Source organism: Halorubrum amylolyticum, assembly GCF_004114995.1.
Lineage (GTDB): Archaea > Halobacteriota > Halobacteria > Halobacteriales > Haloferacaceae > Halorubrum > Halorubrum amylolyticum.
In genome coordinates this window covers 37,610-54,834 of record NZ_SDJP01000003.1, presented here as the reverse complement: position 1 = coordinate 54,834, position 17,225 = coordinate 37,610, and the positions used below count along the sequence as shown (strand labels likewise).

20 protein-coding genes and 1 tRNA gene are annotated in these 17,225 nt (G+C 70.3%); 8 read left to right on the top strand and 13 right to left on the bottom strand.

Annotated elements, in window-relative coordinates; all coding sequences use genetic code 11:
* Positions 1 to 16 precede the first annotated feature (16 nt).
* The 6 genes from ESO89_RS04215 to ESO89_RS04190 form a co-directional block, all read right to left on the bottom strand.
* Complete coding sequence (locus ESO89_RS04215) at positions 17 to 511, bottom strand: YbaK/EbsC family protein (RefSeq protein WP_128904430.1); 495 nt, start codon at positions 509 to 511, stop codon at positions 17 to 19.
* Between the two features lie 126 nt (positions 512 to 637).
* Positions 638 to 1,363, bottom strand: coding sequence for a ribosome assembly factor SBDS (locus ESO89_RS04210; protein ID WP_128904429.1), 726 nt, complete (start codon positions 1,361 to 1,363; stop codon positions 638 to 640).
* 106 nt (positions 1,364 to 1,469) lie between these two features.
* Complete coding sequence (locus tag ESO89_RS04205; RefSeq protein WP_128904428.1) at positions 1,470 to 1,670, bottom strand: DUF7576 family protein; 201 nt, start codon at positions 1,668 to 1,670, stop codon at positions 1,470 to 1,472.
* Between the two features lie 137 nt (positions 1,671 to 1,807).
* A complete protein-coding gene (locus tag ESO89_RS04200; protein WP_128904427.1) occupies positions 1,808 to 3,235 on the bottom strand; it encodes a CRTAC1 family protein in 1,428 nt (475 codons plus the stop codon).
* A gap of 120 nt (positions 3,236 to 3,355) precedes the next feature.
* Positions 3,356 to 3,709, bottom strand: a complete 354-nt coding sequence (locus tag ESO89_RS04195; protein WP_004050160.1) for a helix-turn-helix transcriptional regulator — start codon at positions 3,707 to 3,709, stop codon at positions 3,356 to 3,358.
* 56 nt (positions 3,710 to 3,765) lie between these two features.
* Positions 3,766 to 4,644, bottom strand: a complete 879-nt coding sequence (locus tag ESO89_RS04190) for an NRDE family protein (RefSeq protein WP_128904426.1) — start codon at positions 4,642 to 4,644, stop codon at positions 3,766 to 3,768.
* A 108-nt stretch (positions 4,645 to 4,752) separates the two neighbouring features.
* Here ESO89_RS04190 and ESO89_RS04185 point away from each other — a divergent pair, with 108 nt between their 5' ends.
* From ESO89_RS04185 to ESO89_RS04165, 5 genes are all read left to right on the top strand, one after another.
* Positions 4,753 to 5,823 (top strand): glucose 1-dehydrogenase, encoded by a 1,071-nt coding sequence (locus tag ESO89_RS04185; protein WP_128904425.1) that lies wholly within the window; start codon positions 4,753 to 4,755, stop codon positions 5,821 to 5,823.
* Positions 5,810 to 6,445: a transcriptional regulator GfcR gene (gene gfcR / locus ESO89_RS04180; RefSeq protein WP_128904424.1), complete on the top strand. Its 636-nt coding sequence runs from the start codon at positions 5,810 to 5,812 to the stop codon at positions 6,443 to 6,445. Before ESO89_RS04185 ends, gfcR begins: the two co-directional genes overlap by 14 nt.
* A 100-nt stretch (positions 6,446 to 6,545) precedes the next feature.
* Positions 6,546 to 6,890 (top strand): glutaredoxin family protein, encoded by a 345-nt coding sequence (locus tag ESO89_RS04175; RefSeq protein ID WP_128904423.1) that lies wholly within the window; start codon positions 6,546 to 6,548, stop codon positions 6,888 to 6,890.
* Positions 6,891 to 7,113: 223 nt separating this feature from the next.
* Positions 7,114 to 7,683 carry a DUF7110 family protein gene (locus ESO89_RS04170; protein ID WP_128904422.1) on the top strand — a complete coding sequence of 190 codons (570 nt, stop codon included), beginning with the start codon at positions 7,114 to 7,116 and terminating at the stop codon, positions 7,681 to 7,683.
* A gap of 121 nt (positions 7,684 to 7,804) precedes the next feature.
* A complete protein-coding gene (locus tag ESO89_RS04165; protein ID WP_128904421.1) occupies positions 7,805 to 8,521 on the top strand; it encodes a diphthine--ammonia ligase in 717 nt (238 codons plus the stop codon).
* 24 nt (positions 8,522 to 8,545) lie between these two features.
* Here the strand turns inward: ESO89_RS04165 and ESO89_RS04160 are convergent, their stop codons facing one another.
* Positions 8,546 to 9,799 carry a Glu/Leu/Phe/Val family dehydrogenase gene (locus tag ESO89_RS04160; RefSeq protein ID WP_128904420.1) on the bottom strand — a complete coding sequence of 418 codons (1,254 nt, stop codon included), beginning with the start codon at positions 9,797 to 9,799 and terminating at the stop codon, positions 8,546 to 8,548.
* Between the two features lie 67 nt (positions 9,800 to 9,866).
* The gene (locus tag ESO89_RS04155) at positions 9,867 to 10,748 is read right to left on the bottom strand and encodes an HpcH/HpaI aldolase/citrate lyase family protein (RefSeq protein ID WP_128904419.1); all 882 of its coding nucleotides are present in this window, start codon (positions 10,746 to 10,748) and stop codon (positions 9,867 to 9,869) included.
* 127 nt (positions 10,749 to 10,875) lie between these two features.
* Here ESO89_RS04155 and ESO89_RS04150 point away from each other — a divergent pair, with 127 nt between their 5' ends.
* On the top strand, positions 10,876 to 11,343 hold the full coding sequence (locus ESO89_RS04150; protein WP_128904418.1) for a MaoC family dehydratase: 468 nt from the start codon (positions 10,876 to 10,878) through the stop codon (positions 11,341 to 11,343).
* Between the two features lie 18 nt (positions 11,344 to 11,361).
* Here ESO89_RS04150 and cyaB read toward each other — a convergent pair whose 3' ends face one another.
* Positions 11,362 to 11,964: a class IV adenylate cyclase gene (cyaB, locus tag ESO89_RS04145; protein WP_128904417.1), complete on the bottom strand. Its 603-nt coding sequence runs from the start codon at positions 11,962 to 11,964 to the stop codon at positions 11,362 to 11,364.
* A gap of 136 nt (positions 11,965 to 12,100) precedes the next feature.
* Here cyaB and ESO89_RS04140 point away from each other — a divergent pair, with 136 nt between their 5' ends.
* Positions 12,101 to 13,030, top strand: a complete 930-nt coding sequence (locus ESO89_RS04140) for an FKBP-type peptidyl-prolyl cis-trans isomerase (protein WP_128904416.1) — start codon at positions 12,101 to 12,103, stop codon at positions 13,028 to 13,030.
* Between the two features lie 113 nt (positions 13,031 to 13,143).
* Positions 13,144 to 13,404, top strand: coding sequence for a hypothetical protein (locus ESO89_RS04135; protein ID WP_128904415.1), 261 nt, complete (start codon positions 13,144 to 13,146; stop codon positions 13,402 to 13,404).
* A 217-nt stretch (positions 13,405 to 13,621) separates the two neighbouring features.
* Here ESO89_RS04135 and ESO89_RS04130 read toward each other — a convergent pair whose 3' ends face one another.
* From ESO89_RS04130 to ESO89_RS04115, 4 genes are all read right to left on the bottom strand, one after another.
* Complete coding sequence (locus ESO89_RS04130; protein WP_128904414.1) at positions 13,622 to 14,245, bottom strand: RAD55 family ATPase; 624 nt, start codon at positions 14,243 to 14,245, stop codon at positions 13,622 to 13,624.
* A gap of 145 nt (positions 14,246 to 14,390) precedes the next feature.
* Positions 14,391 to 15,065: a MinD/ParA family ATP-binding protein gene (locus tag ESO89_RS04125; protein ID WP_206731724.1), complete on the bottom strand. Its 675-nt coding sequence runs from the start codon at positions 15,063 to 15,065 to the stop codon at positions 14,391 to 14,393.
* A 487-nt stretch (positions 15,066 to 15,552) separates the two neighbouring features.
* Positions 15,553 to 15,625, bottom strand: a tRNA-Thr gene (locus ESO89_RS04120).
* 576 nt (positions 15,626 to 16,201) lie between these two features.
* A complete protein-coding gene (locus ESO89_RS04115; RefSeq protein WP_128904413.1) occupies positions 16,202 to 17,191 on the bottom strand; it encodes a class I SAM-dependent methyltransferase in 990 nt (329 codons plus the stop codon).
* Between the last annotated feature and the right edge of the window lie 34 nt (positions 17,192 to 17,225).

Below are 17,225 nucleotides of genomic sequence, written 5' to 3'. Positions count from 1 at the left end.
AAGCGGACACCTCCGCTCACTCGGTGAGATCAACGACCGTCGCGTCGGCGAGGGCCGCGAGGGCCTTCGGATCGACCGGGAACAGCGCGCTCGGCGTCCCCGCCGCGCCATGGACCGTGTCGTACTCCGTGAGCGTCGGGTCGAGGACGGTCGGCAGCGCGGCGTCGTGACAGATCGGCGGGACGCCGCCGATGCTCCAGCCGACGACCTCTCGGATCAGCTCGGGGTCCGCCATCGCGGCCGACGCGGCGTCGAACCGGTCCGCGACCGCGCCCAGATCGAGCCGGTTCGCGCCGCTCGTGATCGCCGCGACGAGGTTCTCCGGCCCCGCCTCCCGCCCCGGCTCCGCGAGCGACACCACGATGGTGGAGGCGATCGCCGCGGTGTCGCAGCCGACGGCGTCGGCGGCCGCGGCCGCCGTCTTCGTCCCCGCGTCGAACTCCAGCACGTCGAGGTCGACGCCGTGTCGGTCCCGCGCCCGCTCCGCGAACTCCGCCGTGCGCTCGTGCATGACGAGAAAGAGGCCCGCGGCCGGGTATGAAGCTCTCGGCTGCGGCACGTATGGCGATCGCCGAAACCGCCCGCCGAGCGCGGCGCGGCCGACGACCTACGGCGCCTGAATCCTTCCCCCTCTGCCCTACCGCGTCCGCAGCTCGTCTTTGTCCTTGATGACGCGGGCGTCGCCCTCGCCGGACGTGACCTCGTTGACGAGGTCGTACAGGTCGTTCTGGAGCCCGGCGGGGAAGGTGAGCACGCCCACCCACGAGCCGTCGTTCTGCCACTCCTCGCGTTCGAGGTCGCCGAACTCGCGGATCTGTGCCTGTCCGGAGCCCGCGTAGTCCGCGGGGAGCTGGACCGCCATCGTCACCTCCTCGAAGCGGATCGGGATCACCGGGCGAAGCGCCTCAAGGGCGTCGTCGACCTGGTTCTCGACCGGCTCCATCGGGTCGACCTGGAAGCCAGCCTCCTCCAAGGCGCGCTCGATGCGCTCCGGCGGGTGCGGCGAGTCGTCCATCTGCGGGTTCACCGCGTTTCGCGTGATGGTGGTGACGAGCTGGTTGTGCTTCCGCTCCATCATCTCCTCGCGCTGCTCGGCGGTGATCTGGATCTCCCCCCGCTCGACGACTTCGGGGATGATATCCAGCGCGTCGGTCGTGCCGAACACGGTCTCCAAGTCCTCCTCGGCCGGGCGGTCGCCGCGCGACGCGTTCTCGAACACGTCCTCGGCGGCGATCACGTCCTCCAGGTCGCCCTCGAACTCGCCCCGCTTCATCGCGAGCGCGGCGTCGGGGTCGATCAGCACCTCGAACCGTTCGCCGTGCGACTCCAGTCGGGCCGTCACGGCCTCGTCGAGCGATATCATACCCCCCGCTACCACCCCTATGGTGAAAAATCCTCCCGCGACGCGCCGCGGACCCGACCGTCCCGCTGCTGTCCCCCGCTCCCCCCGCTCCCCCCGCTCCCCCCGGTCAGCCTCTCGCGGAAGGCCGCTCGTCCGTCCACTCGTCTCGACAGGCCTGCGAGCAGAACTGTCGGTGCACCGCGTCGTCGCCGTCGACCCACGTCACCGTCCGTCGGCCGGCACCCAGCGCCGGCTCCCCACAGGTCGCACAGCGCGGCGCGGACTCCTCGTCGACGTCCTCCTCGAGGTCGGAAGTCGGATCTACCATACCCGCCCGTACGCCTCCGGACACTTGAACCCGCGAAGGGCGGCAGTTCTGGCCGAGCGACTGCGGCCCACCGACCGACGCGACGTCGCCGCCCCCGTCGCTCCGTCCGCGCCCGTCCTCGCGGCCGCTTCCCGTGGTCACTCGGTCGGAACCGCGGTCCGCGAGGGGTGGTCGACCGCGAGCTCCGCGTTCGTCGCGGGGTCGGTGAGGGTGCGCTCGCGGCCGTCCGGCCACCGAACGCTCACCCGGATCGGGGTCGCTCCGCCGAGCCCGAAGTGCGCCACCGGCTCCGTCTGACAGAGACAGCCGCCCCCGGCGTCGACGGTGCGGCGCTGGACCCCGTCCGTGGTTTCGAGCCGGACCACCGCGCCCCGCGCGGGCGCTCCGTGACGCGTGGTCGGGCGGACGCGGACCCATCCTGCGGCCGCCGCGGTCGGGTCCCCGTACACCGAGATCGGCTGGGCCGCGACCTCGCCGTGGACCACGATCAGTTCGAGGACGCCGTCTCCGTCGACGTCGGCCGCGACCGCGCCGGTCCCGAATCCGTCCGGCTCGGCGGCCGGCCCCGGATCGATCCGGTGCCACCGCGGGCCGCCGGTATCGTCGTCGCCATCGGTCCCGCCGTCGCCATCGGTCCCGCCGTCGCGTGCGAAGAGCCGGTTGGGCTCTCCGGAGGCGTTGAAGAACAGCTCCTCGCGGCCGTCGTTGTCGAAGTCGGCGGCGACGACGGTCCGGACGCGGCCGGTGTCGCGGAGCGCGGGCGGCGCCGCGTCGACGAACTCGCCACCCGGCGCCCGACGGAGGAGGCGGTTCGGTCCGCCCTCGTTGCCCACCGCGAACGCGAACCGCCCGCCCTCGTCGACGAGGGCGGCGCCGCGCGTGTCGCCGGCCGGGTCCGAGAGCGCCGCGCCGCCGTCGGCCCGGGCGTAGTGGCCGCCGTCGTTTCGGAACAGCCGGTTCGCCCCGCGCTCGACGCCCGCGAACAGGTCGCCCTCGCCCGAGCAGTCCGGGACCGCGAGCAGCGACCGACACCCGCCGTCGACCTCCAGGCCGACCGCGTCGGCCATGTCCGTGATCTCGCCGTCGTCGCCGATCTCGTAGAAGGAGAGGGGGGCGGCGTACCCGGAGACGGCGACGCCGTAGCGGCCGGTCCCGAGGCGGTCGAGCGCGGCGACCGACCGCCCGGCGCGCACGGCGAGCCGGTCGGCGTTCACGTCGAGCGCGAACAGGTCGGTCCACCGGTACCGTTCCGATTCGACCCGGCTCAACAAGAGGTCCGGGTCGCCGCCGCCGCCGACGCCCTTGGTGCAGTTGTGAACGTACAGCTCCTCGCAGCCGTCGGCGTCGAGGTCCGCCGCGCACACCCCCATCCCGTGTCTGGTCCCGTCGGCGACGATGCCGCAGGCCGTGTCGACGAAGCGGTCGCCGTCGCGAGCGTACAGCCGGTTCGGTTCGCCGTATCCGGCGACGAACACGAGCGGTCCCTCCCGGCCCGGCGTCACCGCGACGCCGTAGCCGCGAACGGGGTCGTCGTCCGCGACGAGGTCGGACCGCTCCGTGAACATGCCCGTTCGTCACCGCTCGGGGAATATGAACTCACGGGTCGAACGACCCTCCGGCCCGACGGCTTCCCGAGCGGCCGACGCGCGGGTCGAATGGATCGGCGTGGCGACGGCGCGTCCCGCTCAGTACTCCTCGTACGCGAGGTTCATCATCCACTGCGAGAAGGCGTCCGCCTGCGCGTCGACCTCCTCCTCGCCGATGAACGGCGAGAGCATGTCGCCGGCCATGAGCAACGAGAAGTCCAGGTCGCGGGGGGCGGGTTCGAGGTAGTACGTGTTGTGACCGTCGTAGACGGTGTCCGAGCGCTGGATGAGCCCGGACTCCTCTAACGCCTCCGCGATCCGGCTCCCCTTGCGCGAGGAGACGTCGAGTTCCTTCCAGAAGTCGCTCTGGTGGATGCCGCCGGTCTCGCGGATGAGTTCGAGGCCGGCGCGTTCGTCCTCCGAGAGGTCGGCCTCGAGTTCGGACACACTCATACAGTACCGGGGGCCCGCGAGTCGCTTAAAACTGGCTTTCCGCGCCGTCGCCGGCGCTACGCCGATCCATTCGACCCGCGCGATCGGCCCACTCCGCCAGCTCCGAATCCCGCCGGCAGCGACACCCGCTCCGCGGGCGTCTCGCAGGGCGGTCCGTCGGCGTACGCGAACTCGGGCGGCGTCCCGGAACCCGGAGCGATCCGAATCCGGGTGAACGACCGCGTGCCGAAGCCGTCGCCGTGGAGGCAGGCGCCGTACTCGTGGTCCGCGAGCGTCTCGCTCGCGCGGTCGAGCCACGCCGCGCCCGACTCGCCGGGCTCGGGAGCCAGCGCAGCCGCCACCGCCCGCGCGCTGTCGGCTCGCTCCGCGGCGAACTCCCGCCGGCGGTCCGGGACCGCGAAGCGCCCGACGCCGTTGACCACGCCGCCGACGTTGCCGACGACGTGGACGCCGGGATCGAGGCGGGTGATCGCCAGCCCGCCGTCGTACGAGAGGAGAAACGCCGCGTCGCCGTCGGCGAGCACGAGGTTGAACCCGTCGTACGACCGGCTTTCGAGGTCGCGCTCGACCGCTCTGACGGCGGCCTCGGCGGAGTCCGCGGTCAGGCAGTCCCGCACGAGGAGTCCCCTAGAGCGGTCGCCCTCGCGGTCGGCGTCGAGCCAGCGGTTCGTGACCGCGGCGACGACCCCCGACGCGGAGAGCCCGATCCACGTCCCGCCGGCCTCGGCGTCGCGGGGGGCGACGTACAGATCACCGCCGCCGGTGTCGTCCCCGTCGCCGTCGCTGTCACCGTCACCGCCGTCCTCGCTGTCACCGTCGTCGATCCCGCGGAGGGCCGGCGGCTCGGACGGCCGGTCCAGCGCCTCGTCGCGGTTCGCGGCGAGCGCGATCGGCGCGTCACCGAACGTCCGCCACGCGAGCGTGAGCGTGCACACGACCCCGATCCGGAGGCCGACGAGGAAAAACCCGCGGTCGGTGCGGTGGGGAGAGTCTTTACTCAGAATAAAAGAAATCTTTTGGCAGCTGGCCGCCAAGGCCGTGGTATGAAGGCGATCGCCGTGTACGACGGGGCGGACGAACCGGTCGTGACAGAGAAACCGCGACCGGAGCCGGCGCCCGGGGAGGCGCTGGTTCGGACCCTTCGGGTCGGCGTTGACGGGACCGACCACGAGGTCATCTCCGGGAGCCACGGCGGCTCTCCCGAGGGCGAGGACCACCTCGTGTTGGGCCACGAGGCGGTCGGCGTGATCGAGGAGCCGAACGACACGCCGTTCGAGGTCGGGGACATCGTCGTGCCGACGGTCCGGCGCCCGCCCAACGGGGCGAACGAGTACTTCGCGCGCGGCGAGCCCGACATGGCGCCGGAGGGCCAGTACCACGAGCGCGGCATCGTCGGCGCCCACGGGTTCATGGCCGAGTACTTCACCAGCCCCGCGGAGTTCCTCGTCGAGATCCCGCCGGCGCTGGCCGAGTGGGGCTTTCTCGTCGAGCCGGTCTCGATCGCGGAGAAGGCGATCGAACACGCCTACGCCAGCCGGTCGGCGTTCCACTGGGAGCCGGAGTCGGCGCTGATTCTGGGCAACGGCTCGCTCGGGCTGTTGACCGTCGCGACCCTCGACGAGGGGTTCGACCGGCTCTACTGTCTCGGCCGCCGCGAGCGCCCGGACCCGACGATCGACGTCATCGAGTCGCTCGGCGCGACGTACGTCAACTCCAACGAGACGCCCGTCTCCTCGGTGACGGAGGCCCACGAGTCGATGGACTTCGTCTTCGAGGCGACCGGCTACGCCCCCCACGCCTTCGAGACGATCGAGGCGCTCGCGCCGAACGGCGTCGGCGCGCTGCTCGGCGTCCCGGGCGACTGGGAGTTCGAGGTCGACGGCGGGCGGCTCCACCGCGAGTTCGTCCTCCACAACAAGGCGCTCGTCGGCAGCGTCAACTCCGGCTACGAGCACTTCGAGGCCGCCGTCGGCTCGCTGTCCCGCTTCTCCGACGCGTTCATCGACGATCTCGTCACGGGCGTGTACGGGCTCGACGAGTTCGAGGCCGCGTTCGCGGATGACGACACGACTATTAAAACGGCGGTCGAATTCGGTGCATATGAAGAACGTTGACGACCTGATAGACAGCGCGGCCGAGCTCGCGGAACACGGGCTCTCGAAGGGCGAAATCGCCGACGAACTGAACGTCTCGCGGGAGACCGCGAGCTGGCTCGTCGAGCGCGGCGGCGGCAACGACGCGGGCGCCGAAGCCGCGGCGTCGACCACGACGGCCGACATCCACGTCGACTGGTCGGCGCTGGGGCGCGACTCGACGCGGCTCCGGTACGCGGCGAGCGCGATGGCGGACCTGCTGGCCAAGCAGGGCGAAGAGGTCGACCTGACGGTCGGCGTCGAGAAGGCTGGCGCGCCGCTCGCGACCGCGGTCGCGAACCAGCTCGACACGGATCTGGGCACGTACGCGCCCGCGAAACACCAGTGGGAGGAGGGCGACATCGACGAGCAGGGCGGCGGCTTCTCGCGGAACTTCGCCGCGATCCGCGACCGCGACTGCTACGTCGTCGACGACATCATCACCTCGGGGACGACGATGCGCGAGTCGATCGACGCGATCCGCGATCAGGGCGGCGAGCCCGTCGCTTGCGTCGTCCTGGTCGACAAGCGCGGGTACGACGAGATCGACGGCGTCCCGGTGTACTCGCTCGTCGACGTGGTCCGCGTCGACCGCGAGGAGTGAGTCGGCGGGGGCGGGGGAGTGGGCGTCGCGTTTCCCCGTCCTCCCGGTCGCACCGACCCCGTGCGGAACCCATTTGCGTCGCCGGCGTGTATCGGTCCCCATGACGTTCCAACCCGAGACCGACGCCGAGCCGGACGAGATCGCGGCCCGAGTCGAGGAGACGATCGCCGACAACGACGTGGTGCTGTTCATGAAGGGGAACCGCCTGATGCCGCAGTGCGGCTACTCGAAGCGCGCCGTCGAGCTGATCGGCCAGCACGTCGAGGAGTTCGAGACGGTCGACGTGCTGCCGGCGCTGCCGCACTACCGCGAGGCGCTTGAATCCCACAGCGACTGGGAGACGATCCCCCAGACGTTCGTCGACGGCGAGTTCGTCGGCGGGAGCGACGTGCTCACGGAGCTCGACGAGCGCGGCGAGCTGGCCGCCGAGCTCGGCGCCGAGTAGCCGGGACGGTCCGTCGCGCGTCCCGGTTTTTCCCGATCCCGCCGGGCTCCGCCGAGGCGGCGGTGCGGCGCGCCCGACGCCGTCAGTACACCGACCGCGTGGACTTCGATCTCCGGAGTTCGAAGGGCAGGCGATATAAACCCACGGACCGTAGATGGGATAGGTGCAGCAGTCGCCGCTGCCGCCGTGTCGATCGGTTCGACCCCACCTCACCCAACTAACAATGACAGGCCGCGTGTTCAGACTTCATTCGACGCTCGAACTGCCACTCGAAGACGTGGAGACGTACTTCGATGAAGATCCCGACCTCCCGCCGGAGATCGACGACATCGACATCACGCGTCGAAACAACACCCTCATCATCAAGGCCCTGTCCGACGACGAGTCAATCAGCAAGTACACGCCGACCGCCCAGCTGAAGGCGTCGGTCACGGAGACGCGCGTGTGGGAGGAAGAGCCCCCGCGCGCCGGCGGCCCGCAGTGGATGGACGACGAGGAGGAGGAGATCCCCTCGGAACTCGTCGAGTTCGCCTGCTTCAAGGGCGACCGCGAGACCGTCCTCCAGAACTCCGCGCTCCAGTACCCGATGTTCCTCGTGTTGCGCAAGATCGCGACCCTCTCTGAGAAGGGAACGCTGACCGCGATCACCGAGGAAAACGGGGAGCTGGAGGCGACCCGCATCGTTGAGGGCGAGCCGCGTCCCGCGAGCATCGAGGTCGTCGAGAGCCCGCAGGGGGCGGGCGACGGCGACGGCGGCGTCAACTGGCGCGACAACGAGTTCATCTCGGACTGAACCCGCCCCGACTGGGCGGTCCGACCCCGAGCAGACGTTTTCCCGCGTTCCGCCGTTCGCCCGCCCAGCGACGGCTTCGCGGACCGCCGACGCTTTAGGCGCGCCGAGCGTTCCCTCGGCAATGACCGACGACTGGGTGAGCCTCTTTTCGGGCGGCAAGGACTCCTCGTGGGCGCTGTACCGCGCGCTGGAGGCGGGCCTCGACGTCTCGCGGCTCCTGACGGTCCACCCCGCGGGCGACTCCTACATGTACCACACGCCGGCGACCGAGCTCGCCGAGCTCGCGGCCGAGAGCGTCGGGATCGACCTCGTCGAGGTGTCGCCCGACGACTTCGGCGCGGACGACGTCGACGACGCGGGCGCGCAGGGCGACGCCGAACTGGAGCCGATGGAGGCAGCACTCCGCGAGATCGCCGCCCAGGAGGACATCGACCTCGCGGGCGTCACCGCGGGCGCGGTCGAGAGCGAGTTCCAGACGAGCCGCATTCAGGGGATGTGCGACCGGCTCGGGATCGATCTGTTCGCGCCGCTGTGGCGGGAAGAGCCGGTCGAACTCGCCGGGGCGATGTTCGACGCCGGCTTCGAGATCCGGATCGTGCAGGTGGCCGCCTACGGCCTCGACGAGTCGTGGCTCGGCCGACAGTACGACGCGGACGCGCTCGCCGAACTCGTCGACCTCCGCGAGGAGTACGGGGTCCACCCGCTCGGAGAGGGCGGCGAGTTCGAGACGTACGTCGTCGACGGCCCCCACATGGACCGGCGGATCGACATCGAGTACGACGCGGTGTGGGAGGGCGACCGCGGCCACGTCGAGATCCGGGACGCGCGGCTGGAGTAAGAGTCGTCGCTCCGGGCGGCCGGATTACGGCCAGTTACCGGCCTGATCGGCGGCGTCGACGATCCGATCGATGGCGACGACGTACGCCGCGGTCCGGAGGTTCGGCGTCTCGTGGGCCTCGAAGGCGTCGACGATTCCCTCGAACGCCTCGGTGATCACGCGCTCTAACTCCTCGTTCACCCGCGACTCCGTCCAGTAGAACCGCTGTCGGTTCTGGACCCACTCGAAGTACGAGACGGTGACACCGCCGGCGTTCGCGAGGATGTCGGGAACGACGTACACGTCCTTCTCGGCGAGCACGTCGTCGGCGTCCGGGGTGAGCGGCCCGTTCGCGGCCTCGGCGATCACGTCGGCGCGCACGTCGGCGGCGAGGTCGCCGTCGATCGCGTTCTCCAGCGCGGCCGGCACGAGGAGGTCGACATCGAGCGTCAGCAGCTCCTCGTTCGTAATCGCCGCGAACCTCCCGTACCCGCTGACGGAGCCGGTCTCCGCCTTGTGGTCTTTCACGGCGCGGGGGTCGAGCCCGTCGGGCGCGCGGATGCCACCGGAGGAGTCGGAGACCGCGACCACGTCGGCGCCGAGATCGGCGAGCAGGGCCGCGGCGATCGAGCCCGCGTTCCCGTACCCTTGGACGGCGACCGTCGCGCCCGCGAGGTCGCGGTCGAGCCAGTCGAAGGCCTCCCGCGCGGCGAGCGCAACGGAGCGACCGGTCGCCTCGACGCGGCCCTCGCTGCCGCCCGAGTCGAGCGCCTTCCCGGTGATGACGCCGGGGGCGGTCGTGTTCTCTAAGGTCTCGTAGGTGTCTTTGATCCAGTTCATCTCCCGCTGCCCGGTGTTGACGTCGGGCGCGGGGATGTCGCGGTCCTCGCCGATCAGGGGGCGGAGCTCGGTCGCGAACGCGCGGGTGAGTCGCTCCAGCTCGGACTCGGAGTAGTCGGCGGGGTCGATCGCGATCCCGCCCTTCCCGCCGCCGTACGGGACGTCGACGACGGCGCACTTGTACGCCATCCACCCCGACAGCGCCTTCACCTCGTCGCGGGTGACGCCCGGATGATACCGGATGCCGCCCTTGTACGGCCCCCGGTCGCCGTTGAACTGCGACCGATACGCCCGGACCGTCTCCAGCGACCCGTCGTCGCGCTCGAACGTGAGGTTCGTCTCCAGCAGTCGCTCGGGGTTCTTCAGGCGGGTGACCACGTCCGGCGGCGCGTCGAGGAACGCCGCGGCGTCGTCGACCTGCTCTTGGAGGCTCTCGAAGGGGTTGGCTTGGCCGGCCATGCCTCTGCCTCCCCGGGGGGCGAGGTTAACTGTGGCGAACGGTTCGGTTCTTGTTCCGATCGATGGCCTACGGGTCGCCCGCCGCGGCGCGCTCGACGATCCGCTCCGCCTGCGCGATCAGGGGCGCGTCGATCATCTCGCCGTCGACCCGGAAGACGGCCCGTCCCTCGCGGTCCGCGGCGTCGCGGGCGTCGAGCACCCGCTCGGCCCACTCGACCTCCTCGGGGTCCGGCGTGAACGCCGCGTTGATCGGGTCGACCTGAGCCGGGTGGATCGCCAGCTTCCCGTCGTAGCCGAGGGTGAGCGCGAATTCGGCCTCCTCGCGAAGCCCGTCCGCGTCGGAGAAGTCGGTGTACACCGTGTCGATCGCGTCGACGTCGGCCGCGCCGGCCGCGAGGACGACGTGCTCGCGGGCGTACAGTACCTCGGTCCCCTCGTCGGTGCGGGTCGCGCCCACGTCGGCCGCGAGGTCCTCGGCGCCGAAGACGAGCGCGTCGGTCGCGGGGGCGGCCGCGATCGGTTCGGCCGAGAGGACCCCCGACGCGGTCTCGACCAGCGCGAACACGGCCGGGTCGAGTCCGCGGTCCGCGCAGAGCGACGCGGCCTCCTCGACGCGAGCGGCCGACTCCACCTTCGGGAGCATGACCGCGTCGAGGCGGAGCGACCCCTCGGCGTCGTCGGAGCCGCTCCCCCCCTCCTTCCCCGCTCCCACCAGCGCGTCGAGGTCGGCCGCGGGGGTGGCGGCCGTGAGCCGGACGCATACCTCCGCGTCGGGGTCGAAGTCGGGGTCCGCGAGCACCGCGCGGACCGATTCGCGGGCCTCGGCCTTCCGGTCGGGCGCGACCGCGTCCTCAAGGTCGAAGCAGATCACGTCGGCGCCGGCACCGGGGGCCTTGCGCATGAGTTCCGAGCGGTCGCCCGGCGAGAACAGCAAACTTCGTCGTGCCATGTCGGGCGGTCCGCGCGCACCGACATAAATCGTCCCGACGGCGGCGCCAGGAAGGCGGCGCGGCGCCCGCCGGGCGAACCGGTCGGGGAGCGGTAGCGATTTGACGCCCGCGGGAGACGGTAGCGCCATGCCCGGACGCTACTACGAGGAGTTCGCGGTCGGCGAGACGATCGACCACGCGAAGCGACGAACGATAAGCGAGGCCGACAACCAGCGCTTTTGCGACATGACGATGAACCAGCAGCCGCTCCACCTCGACGCCGACTTCGCCGAGGAGACGCAGTTCGGCGAGCGGTTGGTCAACGGCCTGTACACCATGTCGCTCGCCGTGGGCGTGTCGATCCCGGAGACGACCGACGGCACCATCGTCGCGAACCTCTCGTACGACGCGGTAGAGCACCCGAACCCGGTGTTTCACGGCGACACGATCCGCGCGCGGTCGACCGTCACGGACAAGCGGGAGACGAGCGACGGCGAGCGCGGCGTCGTCACGATGCACATGGAGGCGTTCAAAGTGGTCGAAGGCGACGACGTGCTCGTCTGCGAGTTCGACAGAACCGTGCTCTCCGAGAAGCGACCGGACGACGGGGAGTAGAGGCGAACGGGAGGCGACTCAGTCGGTCTCTTCGTCCCCGGCCAGCAACAACCCGAGGTACGGCGTTCGGACCTGCGAGTCGCCGTCGAGTCCGAGCCGATCGAGGGCCGCCAGCGCCTCGTCGCGGGTGGCATCGATCGCGTCCTCCTCGTCGACCTCGCGTTCGATCTCGACGAACTCGCCGACGCCGTCGACCGCGTCGAGGGTGACGGTGAACCCCGCGAACGACCAGAACTCGCGGCGCTTCTCGACGACCGCCGCCGGCTCGAACCCGAGCCCCGAGAGCACGCCGGCCATCGCCTCGCCGTCGTCGACGGCGGTCTCGTGTTCCACGCGCGTCTTCGACTCCTCGTCGAGGAGCGGACCCTTGTACGTGAGCTTCGTCGTCTCCGCGGTCGAGTTCGTCGCGGACGCCTCCGCAGGCTCCTCTCCGATCCCGCCCGAGATCGGGCTCTCGCGCCGGACCCGGAGCGCCTCGTCCGTCTCGGCGAAGTCGCGGTGCGGGGCGTCGTAGTACGCGTCGCGCTGCCGGCGGGCGTCGACGCGCTCGGCGCCGGCCTCGCGGAGTCGCTCCCGGACCGCGTCGGTGTCGGCCGGGACTTTGATCTCGACCTCGTACATACCCGGACTCCGCCGGGACGGTTCTTAAGGGCGGTGGGACGCCCTCGCCCGCTCCGCTCCGACGGCGACGTTTCGCGCCGTCGCCGCTCCGCGTCGAACCGTGCTCCTTAAGGGTGTAACAGGAGACCTTCAGGGTATGAGCGATCAGGAGCAAGCGGACGCGGCCGAGGACGCGGACGAGGCCGAGACCGAGGGACTCGCCGACGGCGACTTCGTACGAGTCGCGTACACGATTCGAACCGCCGATGACGACCGCGTCATCGACACCACCGACGAGGAGATCGCCGAGGACGCCGATATCGACACCGAGGAACACGAGTTCGATCCGCGCATCATCGCGCTGGGCGCCGGCCACGTGTTCCCGTCCGTCGAGGAGGCCTTCATCGGCGCCGAGGTCGGCGACGAGGGCGTCGTCGACGTGCCCGCCGAGGACGCCTTCGGCGAGTACGACCCCGACGAGGTCGAGACGGTCAAGGCCGACAAGATCCCCGAGGACAGCCGCTACCCCGGCGCGCAGGTCCAGATCGACAACCAGCAGGGCTACCTCGAAACGATCATCGGCGGCCGCGCCCGCGTCGACTTCAACCACCCGCTGGCCGGCGAGGACCTCGAGTACGAGTACGAGATCCTCGAACAGATCGACGACCGCGAACAGCAGGCCGCCGGCATGCTCGGGATGTACCTCCAGGAGGCGCCCGAGGTCCGGATCGAGACGGTCACCGAAGAGGAGGAGACCGTCACCGAGGACGACGACGGCGAGGAGGTCGTCGAGACCGAGGAGGTCGAGAAGGACGTGCTCTACGTGACGGCCACGCAGGCGATGCAGATGAACCAGCAGTGGATGTTCCAGAAACAGCAGATCGCGCAGGATCTGATGAGCCGGCTCGACCTCGACCGCGTCGTCGTCGAGGAGGTCATCGACGGCGGCGGCATGAGCGGTCTCGGCGGCATGATGGGCGGCATGGGCGGCGCCGGCGCCGGCGACATCGAGGAGGCGCTCGAAGACGTCGACGTCGATGCCGACGAGATCGTCGACGAGATCGACGAGGAGATCGACGAGGAGTAAGCTGGACTTCGGACGGGACGGCCGAACGCTCGAACCGTCCGGACCGAACCGATTGGCCGGCGGTGCGAACGCGAACCGATCCCTTTTGAACCGCGGTCGACCCACTGAGAGACATGGAAATCGAACGTGCGCGCGACGACCTCCTCGTTGCCGCGAGCGCCGGCGCGACGACGATCGCAGTCGCGGTGCTGTCCAGCGTCACCACCGTCGTCGATGTGGCGACGCTGCCCACGCTCGCTCCGATCGCGGTGTACGCCGTCTACCTCTTCTCGCGGAAAGGCGGGCCGTACGGTCCCCGCGACGATCCGCGAAACTGGGCGGTCGCGGCGGCAGTCGTCGGCGTGATCGCGGTCCTCCCGTCCGCCGTACTGTGAACCGCCTCGGGGTCACGCCCCGAGGCACTCGCCTCGATCATCTGTAGACGCGAAACACGAGAACACGGCCGCTTCAGGCGATGTCTCGGCTCGTGTTTCAGGCGATGTCTCAGCTCGTGTTTCAGGCGATGTCTCAGCTCGTGTTTCAGGCGATGTCTCAGCTCGTGTTTCAGGCGATGTCTCAGCTCGTGTTTCAGGCGATGTCTCAGCTCGTGTTTCAGGCGATGTCTCGGCTCGTGTCCACTGACACCGTGTCGGTGAGCTTCAGCTTGAGCGGCTCTTCAAGCGCCGCGCCGCCGCGGAACTTCGGCACGATCAGCCGGTTCGCGATCTCCGTGCCGGTCGCGGTCGTTCGGAGGTCGAAGACCACGTCCGCGACCTGCTCGGTTATCACCCGGTTTCGACGGGTCTCGCCCTTGAACGCGTGTATCACGGCGATCCCCTCGGCGTTGACGACGCGCCGACGGAAGTCGGTGAGAAACGGGCCGTACCGCGACCGATCGACCGCCTCCAGCGGTTCCACGGAGTCGACGACGAGGGTGGCGCGTTCCGGGAGATCCGCGGCGGCCGCCAGCACGTCGTCGATCGGGTCCTCGCGGTCCGTCCCCTCGACGACGGTCCCGTCGGCCCCGCCGTCTCCGCCGCCCGCGAGACCCTCCTCGACCGCGTCGACCGAGCGCACGGTCGTGAGATACCGGCACTCCCGGGGGCGCGAAAACCGTTCCAGAATGAGTTCCGACTGACTCGCGGGGTCCGCCTTCAACACGACGACGCTGCCGCTCGGGAGCCCGCCGCCGAACTCCCTGTCCAGCACGGAGATCCCGGTCGGGAGCGTCTCCATACACCCGCTGCCGGCTCCGGAGGTTTGGCTCTGTCGGTGAACCGCGAGCGGGCGACGGGGGTCCGAACCGCCGCTCACGATCGCCGCCCCGGTCCGCGCCGCCCCGGTCTCCGACTCCCCGGCCGGATCGGACGGATGACGCGGGTCACGCCACGCGCCATCGCTCCTGACCGTACGCGTCGGCGAGCCGGCGCGCGAGGTCGTCGTACGCCGCCCGGACCGCGGACGCCCTCAACGGCTCGGCCTCCGCCGCGGGGACCCGTCCGAGCACCGGACAGCCGAGCAGGTCGCTCACCCCCGCCGGAACCGACTCGGCTCGGACGGCGACGGCGCCGATCGGGGAGCAGCCCAGTCGGCGCGCGAGCGCCGCGGTCTTGGCGGCGTCCCTGAGGGCCGCCCGACGCAGCGGAGTCGCGATGAGACACCGGTCTGCGACCCGGAGCGGGGCCGCAGCGTCGGGCGACGCCCCCGCGGGACAGTCGAGGAGGACCGGTGAGTCGTCGGGGACCCTCTCGCCCAGCGCGCCGAGAACCCGCCTCGCGTCGGCGTCGCCGGGCTCGCCCGGCGCCGAGAGCACGGTCGGCGCACGCCGATCGGGTCGGATAGCCCCCTCCCGCCGAACCGCGTCGAGCACGGTCGGCGCGTCCGCGGCGGGCTCGCGCTCCCCGTCGGTCGCGCTCGCCAGCCCCGCGAGGTTCGGGAGGTCCCAGTCGGCGTCGGCGGCGACGACGGCGGCGCCCCGTCGAGACAGCGCCCGCCCGAGCCCCAGCACGGTGGTCGTCTTCCCGCTTCCGCCCTTTCCGCCGGCCACGGCTATCACGGGGCGGCGTGCGGCGCGATCACTGATAAGAAACGGGGCGAGAGTGAGACAACCGCAGCGAGGGATGGCTTCCCGAGTAATCCTCCGCCGTCGAACCCCCCACCCGGCCAGACTTCCTAATTATGTGAATTTGGTAGGATGACACGCCAAGACACTCACGCCCGACCACCTCGTCGCTGGCGGGCCGCGCGGATCGCCGAAGGACGCACCTGAGAGTCACGGTGTTGTGGGTTGCGTCGAACGACGTAGGAAGCGTTCCCGGCGTTCCTGTGGGAACGATCTCCGCCGTCTATCGGTTTGGTCGACACCGGCCGTAGCCGAGGCTATCTGTTGAATATTCTGTCGAAACGGAGCGGAAAACGGCGGCTTTCGCCTTTTAAGCCGAAGCCGGTGGAGGGGATTGTGAACCACGGTCGTTCCGCTTCGCTTCACTCCCTGATTCAAATCCCTCCCGCGGCTCTCCGACTCCACTTCGTTCCGTCAGAAGAGCCGGAGGAGGGATTTGAACCCTCGACCTATTCCTTACGAAGGAATCGCTCTGCCAGCTGAGCTACTCCGGCGCGCGTCTTACCATTCCCGAACGGAGAAATAAGGGTTCCGAAACCGCGTCGGTACGGTCCGCGAAACCACGCGACACCGTCCGATTCCGGCCGACGATCGGAACCGATCGACATCCCCGTTCGTTTCGAAACTCGCGGTGTGTCGTGTGTATTCTCGCATGATATGGCGAATAGATACAAGAATATAAGGAAAACACATATATATCTGGTCGAGTTTCGGTTGAACCGTGACAGCACCGATCGCGTGCCGCGATGGCGGGGATCGACTCCCCCGACGGTGCCTTCCCGGTCGGAGCCCGTACCGGGCGTCGCTCGTCCCGTCGACCGCGACCCCCACCGCGACTCGACGCGGCAGTCATCCCTATCAGCGATCCGACACGGCCGGCGTGTGATCCACGTCTCCGACGTGCCAAGCGCGAAATCGCCTCTGGCCTCGACCGTCTCGCGGCCGTGGACGCTTGTCATGTAACGGGCCCGCAGCCGTCCCGACCCGCGGTGGTCCCCGGGCGGGACGGCAGTCACGCTGTACGCTGATTCCTCACGGAGGAGCGTTGCTGCCGTTTCGGAGCGCCGATCTCACGCCCGCGAGAGCCGAACGTCCAGACAGACGTTGTACTCATGTGGCGCGTACGACCGGACGACGCGCTCTGTCTCGACGCTCACGTCGTACGCGTCGCCGGCGGCCGCGCGGATCGCCCGCGTGCCGGGACCGAACGGGTCGTCCTCGTGTTGGATGTCGTAGTAGTGGACGACGCAGTCGTCGCCCGCCAGCCGGACGGCCGCGTCGAGGAACTCGTCGGCGGAGTGCGGGAGATTCATGACGAGCCGATCGGCGGCGTCGGCGCGGTCGTCGACGATCTCCCGCACGTCGCCGGCGATCGCCGTCACGCGGTCGACGACCCCGTTGCGCTCGGTGTTTTTCCGGAGGTACTCGATCGCGCGTTCGTTGAGGTCGCACGCCACCACGTCGGCGCCGCGGGCGGCCATCGGGACTGCGTAGGGACCGACGCCGGCGAACATATCGACGACCGTCTCGTCGGGACCGACCTGCTCTATCACCCGGTGGCGCTCGGTGGCGAGCCGCGGGGAGAAGTACACCTCGGCCACGTCCAACAGGAACTCGTGGCCGTACTCGCGGTGGACCGTCTCGGTGCCGTCGCCCGCGAGCACGTCCCAGCGTCGGACGCGCAGCTCGCCCTCGATCGGGGAGGCGCGGTTGAGAACCGTCTCGCAGGGCACGTCGGAGGCTATCACCGCGTCGGCGATCTCGCGGGCGCGCTCGTCGTCGTCCTCGTCGACGATGACGATGTCGCCGAGCCGCTCCAGCGAGGGCTCGTACCCGAGGATCGCGGCGGGAGTCCGCGGGCGGTCGCGCTCGGCGGCGTCGCGCTCGACGATCGCCGCGGCGAGGTCGGCGGGGACCGCCCCGGGGTCCGCGACGGGGATGTAGATCGTGTCGCCGTCGACCGCGATCTCGTGGTCGCCGTCGAGGGCGTCGGCGTCGGCGAGTCGCTCGCGGACCGCCTCGCCGCGCTCGCGCTCGATCGCGACGCAGGGGACGCTCATTGTCGCCGGAACGCGGGGCGAGCCATAAACGCTG

Excerpts from the sequence above, each read along its gene's own strand:
- ESO89_RS04170 (WP_128904422.1), top strand. The coding sequence starts at position 7,114 with ATGACAGGCCGCGTGTTCAGACTTCATTCGACGCTCGAACTGCCACTC.
- cyaB (WP_128904417.1), bottom strand. The coding sequence starts at position 11,964 with ATGTACGAGGTCGAGATCAAAGTCCCGGCCGACACCGACGCGGTCCGG.
- ESO89_RS04215 (WP_128904430.1), bottom strand. The coding sequence starts at position 511 with ATGCACGAGCGCACGGCGGAGTTCGCGGAGCGGGCGCGGGACCGACAC.
- ESO89_RS04135 (WP_128904415.1), top strand. The coding sequence starts at position 13,144 with ATGGAAATCGAACGTGCGCGCGACGACCTCCTCGTTGCCGCGAGCGCC.
- ESO89_RS04140 (WP_128904416.1), top strand. The coding sequence starts at position 12,101 with ATGAGCGATCAGGAGCAAGCGGACGCGGCCGAGGACGCGGACGAGGCC.
- gfcR (WP_128904424.1), top strand. The coding sequence starts at position 5,810 with ATGAAGAACGTTGACGACCTGATAGACAGCGCGGCCGAGCTCGCGGAA.
- ESO89_RS04200 (WP_128904427.1), bottom strand. The coding sequence starts at position 3,235 with ATGTTCACGGAGCGGTCCGACCTCGTCGCGGACGACGACCCCGTTCGC.
- ESO89_RS04175 (WP_128904423.1), top strand. The coding sequence starts at position 6,546 with ATGACGTTCCAACCCGAGACCGACGCCGAGCCGGACGAGATCGCGGCC.
- ESO89_RS04205 (WP_128904428.1), bottom strand. The coding sequence starts at position 1,670 with ATGGTAGATCCGACTTCCGACCTCGAGGAGGACGTCGACGAGGAGTCC.
- ESO89_RS04165 (WP_128904421.1), top strand. The coding sequence starts at position 7,805 with ATGACCGACGACTGGGTGAGCCTCTTTTCGGGCGGCAAGGACTCCTCG.
- ESO89_RS04130 (WP_128904414.1), bottom strand. The coding sequence starts at position 14,245 with ATGGAGACGCTCCCGACCGGGATCTCCGTGCTGGACAGGGAGTTCGGC.
- ESO89_RS04155 (WP_128904419.1), bottom strand. The coding sequence starts at position 10,748 with ATGGCACGACGAAGTTTGCTGTTCTCGCCGGGCGACCGCTCGGAACTC.
- ESO89_RS04195 (WP_004050160.1), bottom strand. The coding sequence starts at position 3,709 with ATGAGTGTGTCCGAACTCGAGGCCGACCTCTCGGAGGACGAACGCGCC.
- ESO89_RS04115 (WP_128904413.1), bottom strand. The coding sequence starts at position 17,191 with ATGAGCGTCCCCTGCGTCGCGATCGAGCGCGAGCGCGGCGAGGCGGTC.
- ESO89_RS04160 (WP_128904420.1), bottom strand. The coding sequence starts at position 9,799 with ATGGCCGGCCAAGCCAACCCCTTCGAGAGCCTCCAAGAGCAGGTCGAC.
- ESO89_RS04210 (WP_128904429.1), bottom strand. The coding sequence starts at position 1,363 with ATGATATCGCTCGACGAGGCCGTGACGGCCCGACTGGAGTCGCACGGC.
- ESO89_RS04150 (WP_128904418.1), top strand. The coding sequence starts at position 10,876 with ATGCCCGGACGCTACTACGAGGAGTTCGCGGTCGGCGAGACGATCGAC.
- ESO89_RS04185 (WP_128904425.1), top strand. The coding sequence starts at position 4,753 with ATGAAGGCGATCGCCGTGTACGACGGGGCGGACGAACCGGTCGTGACA.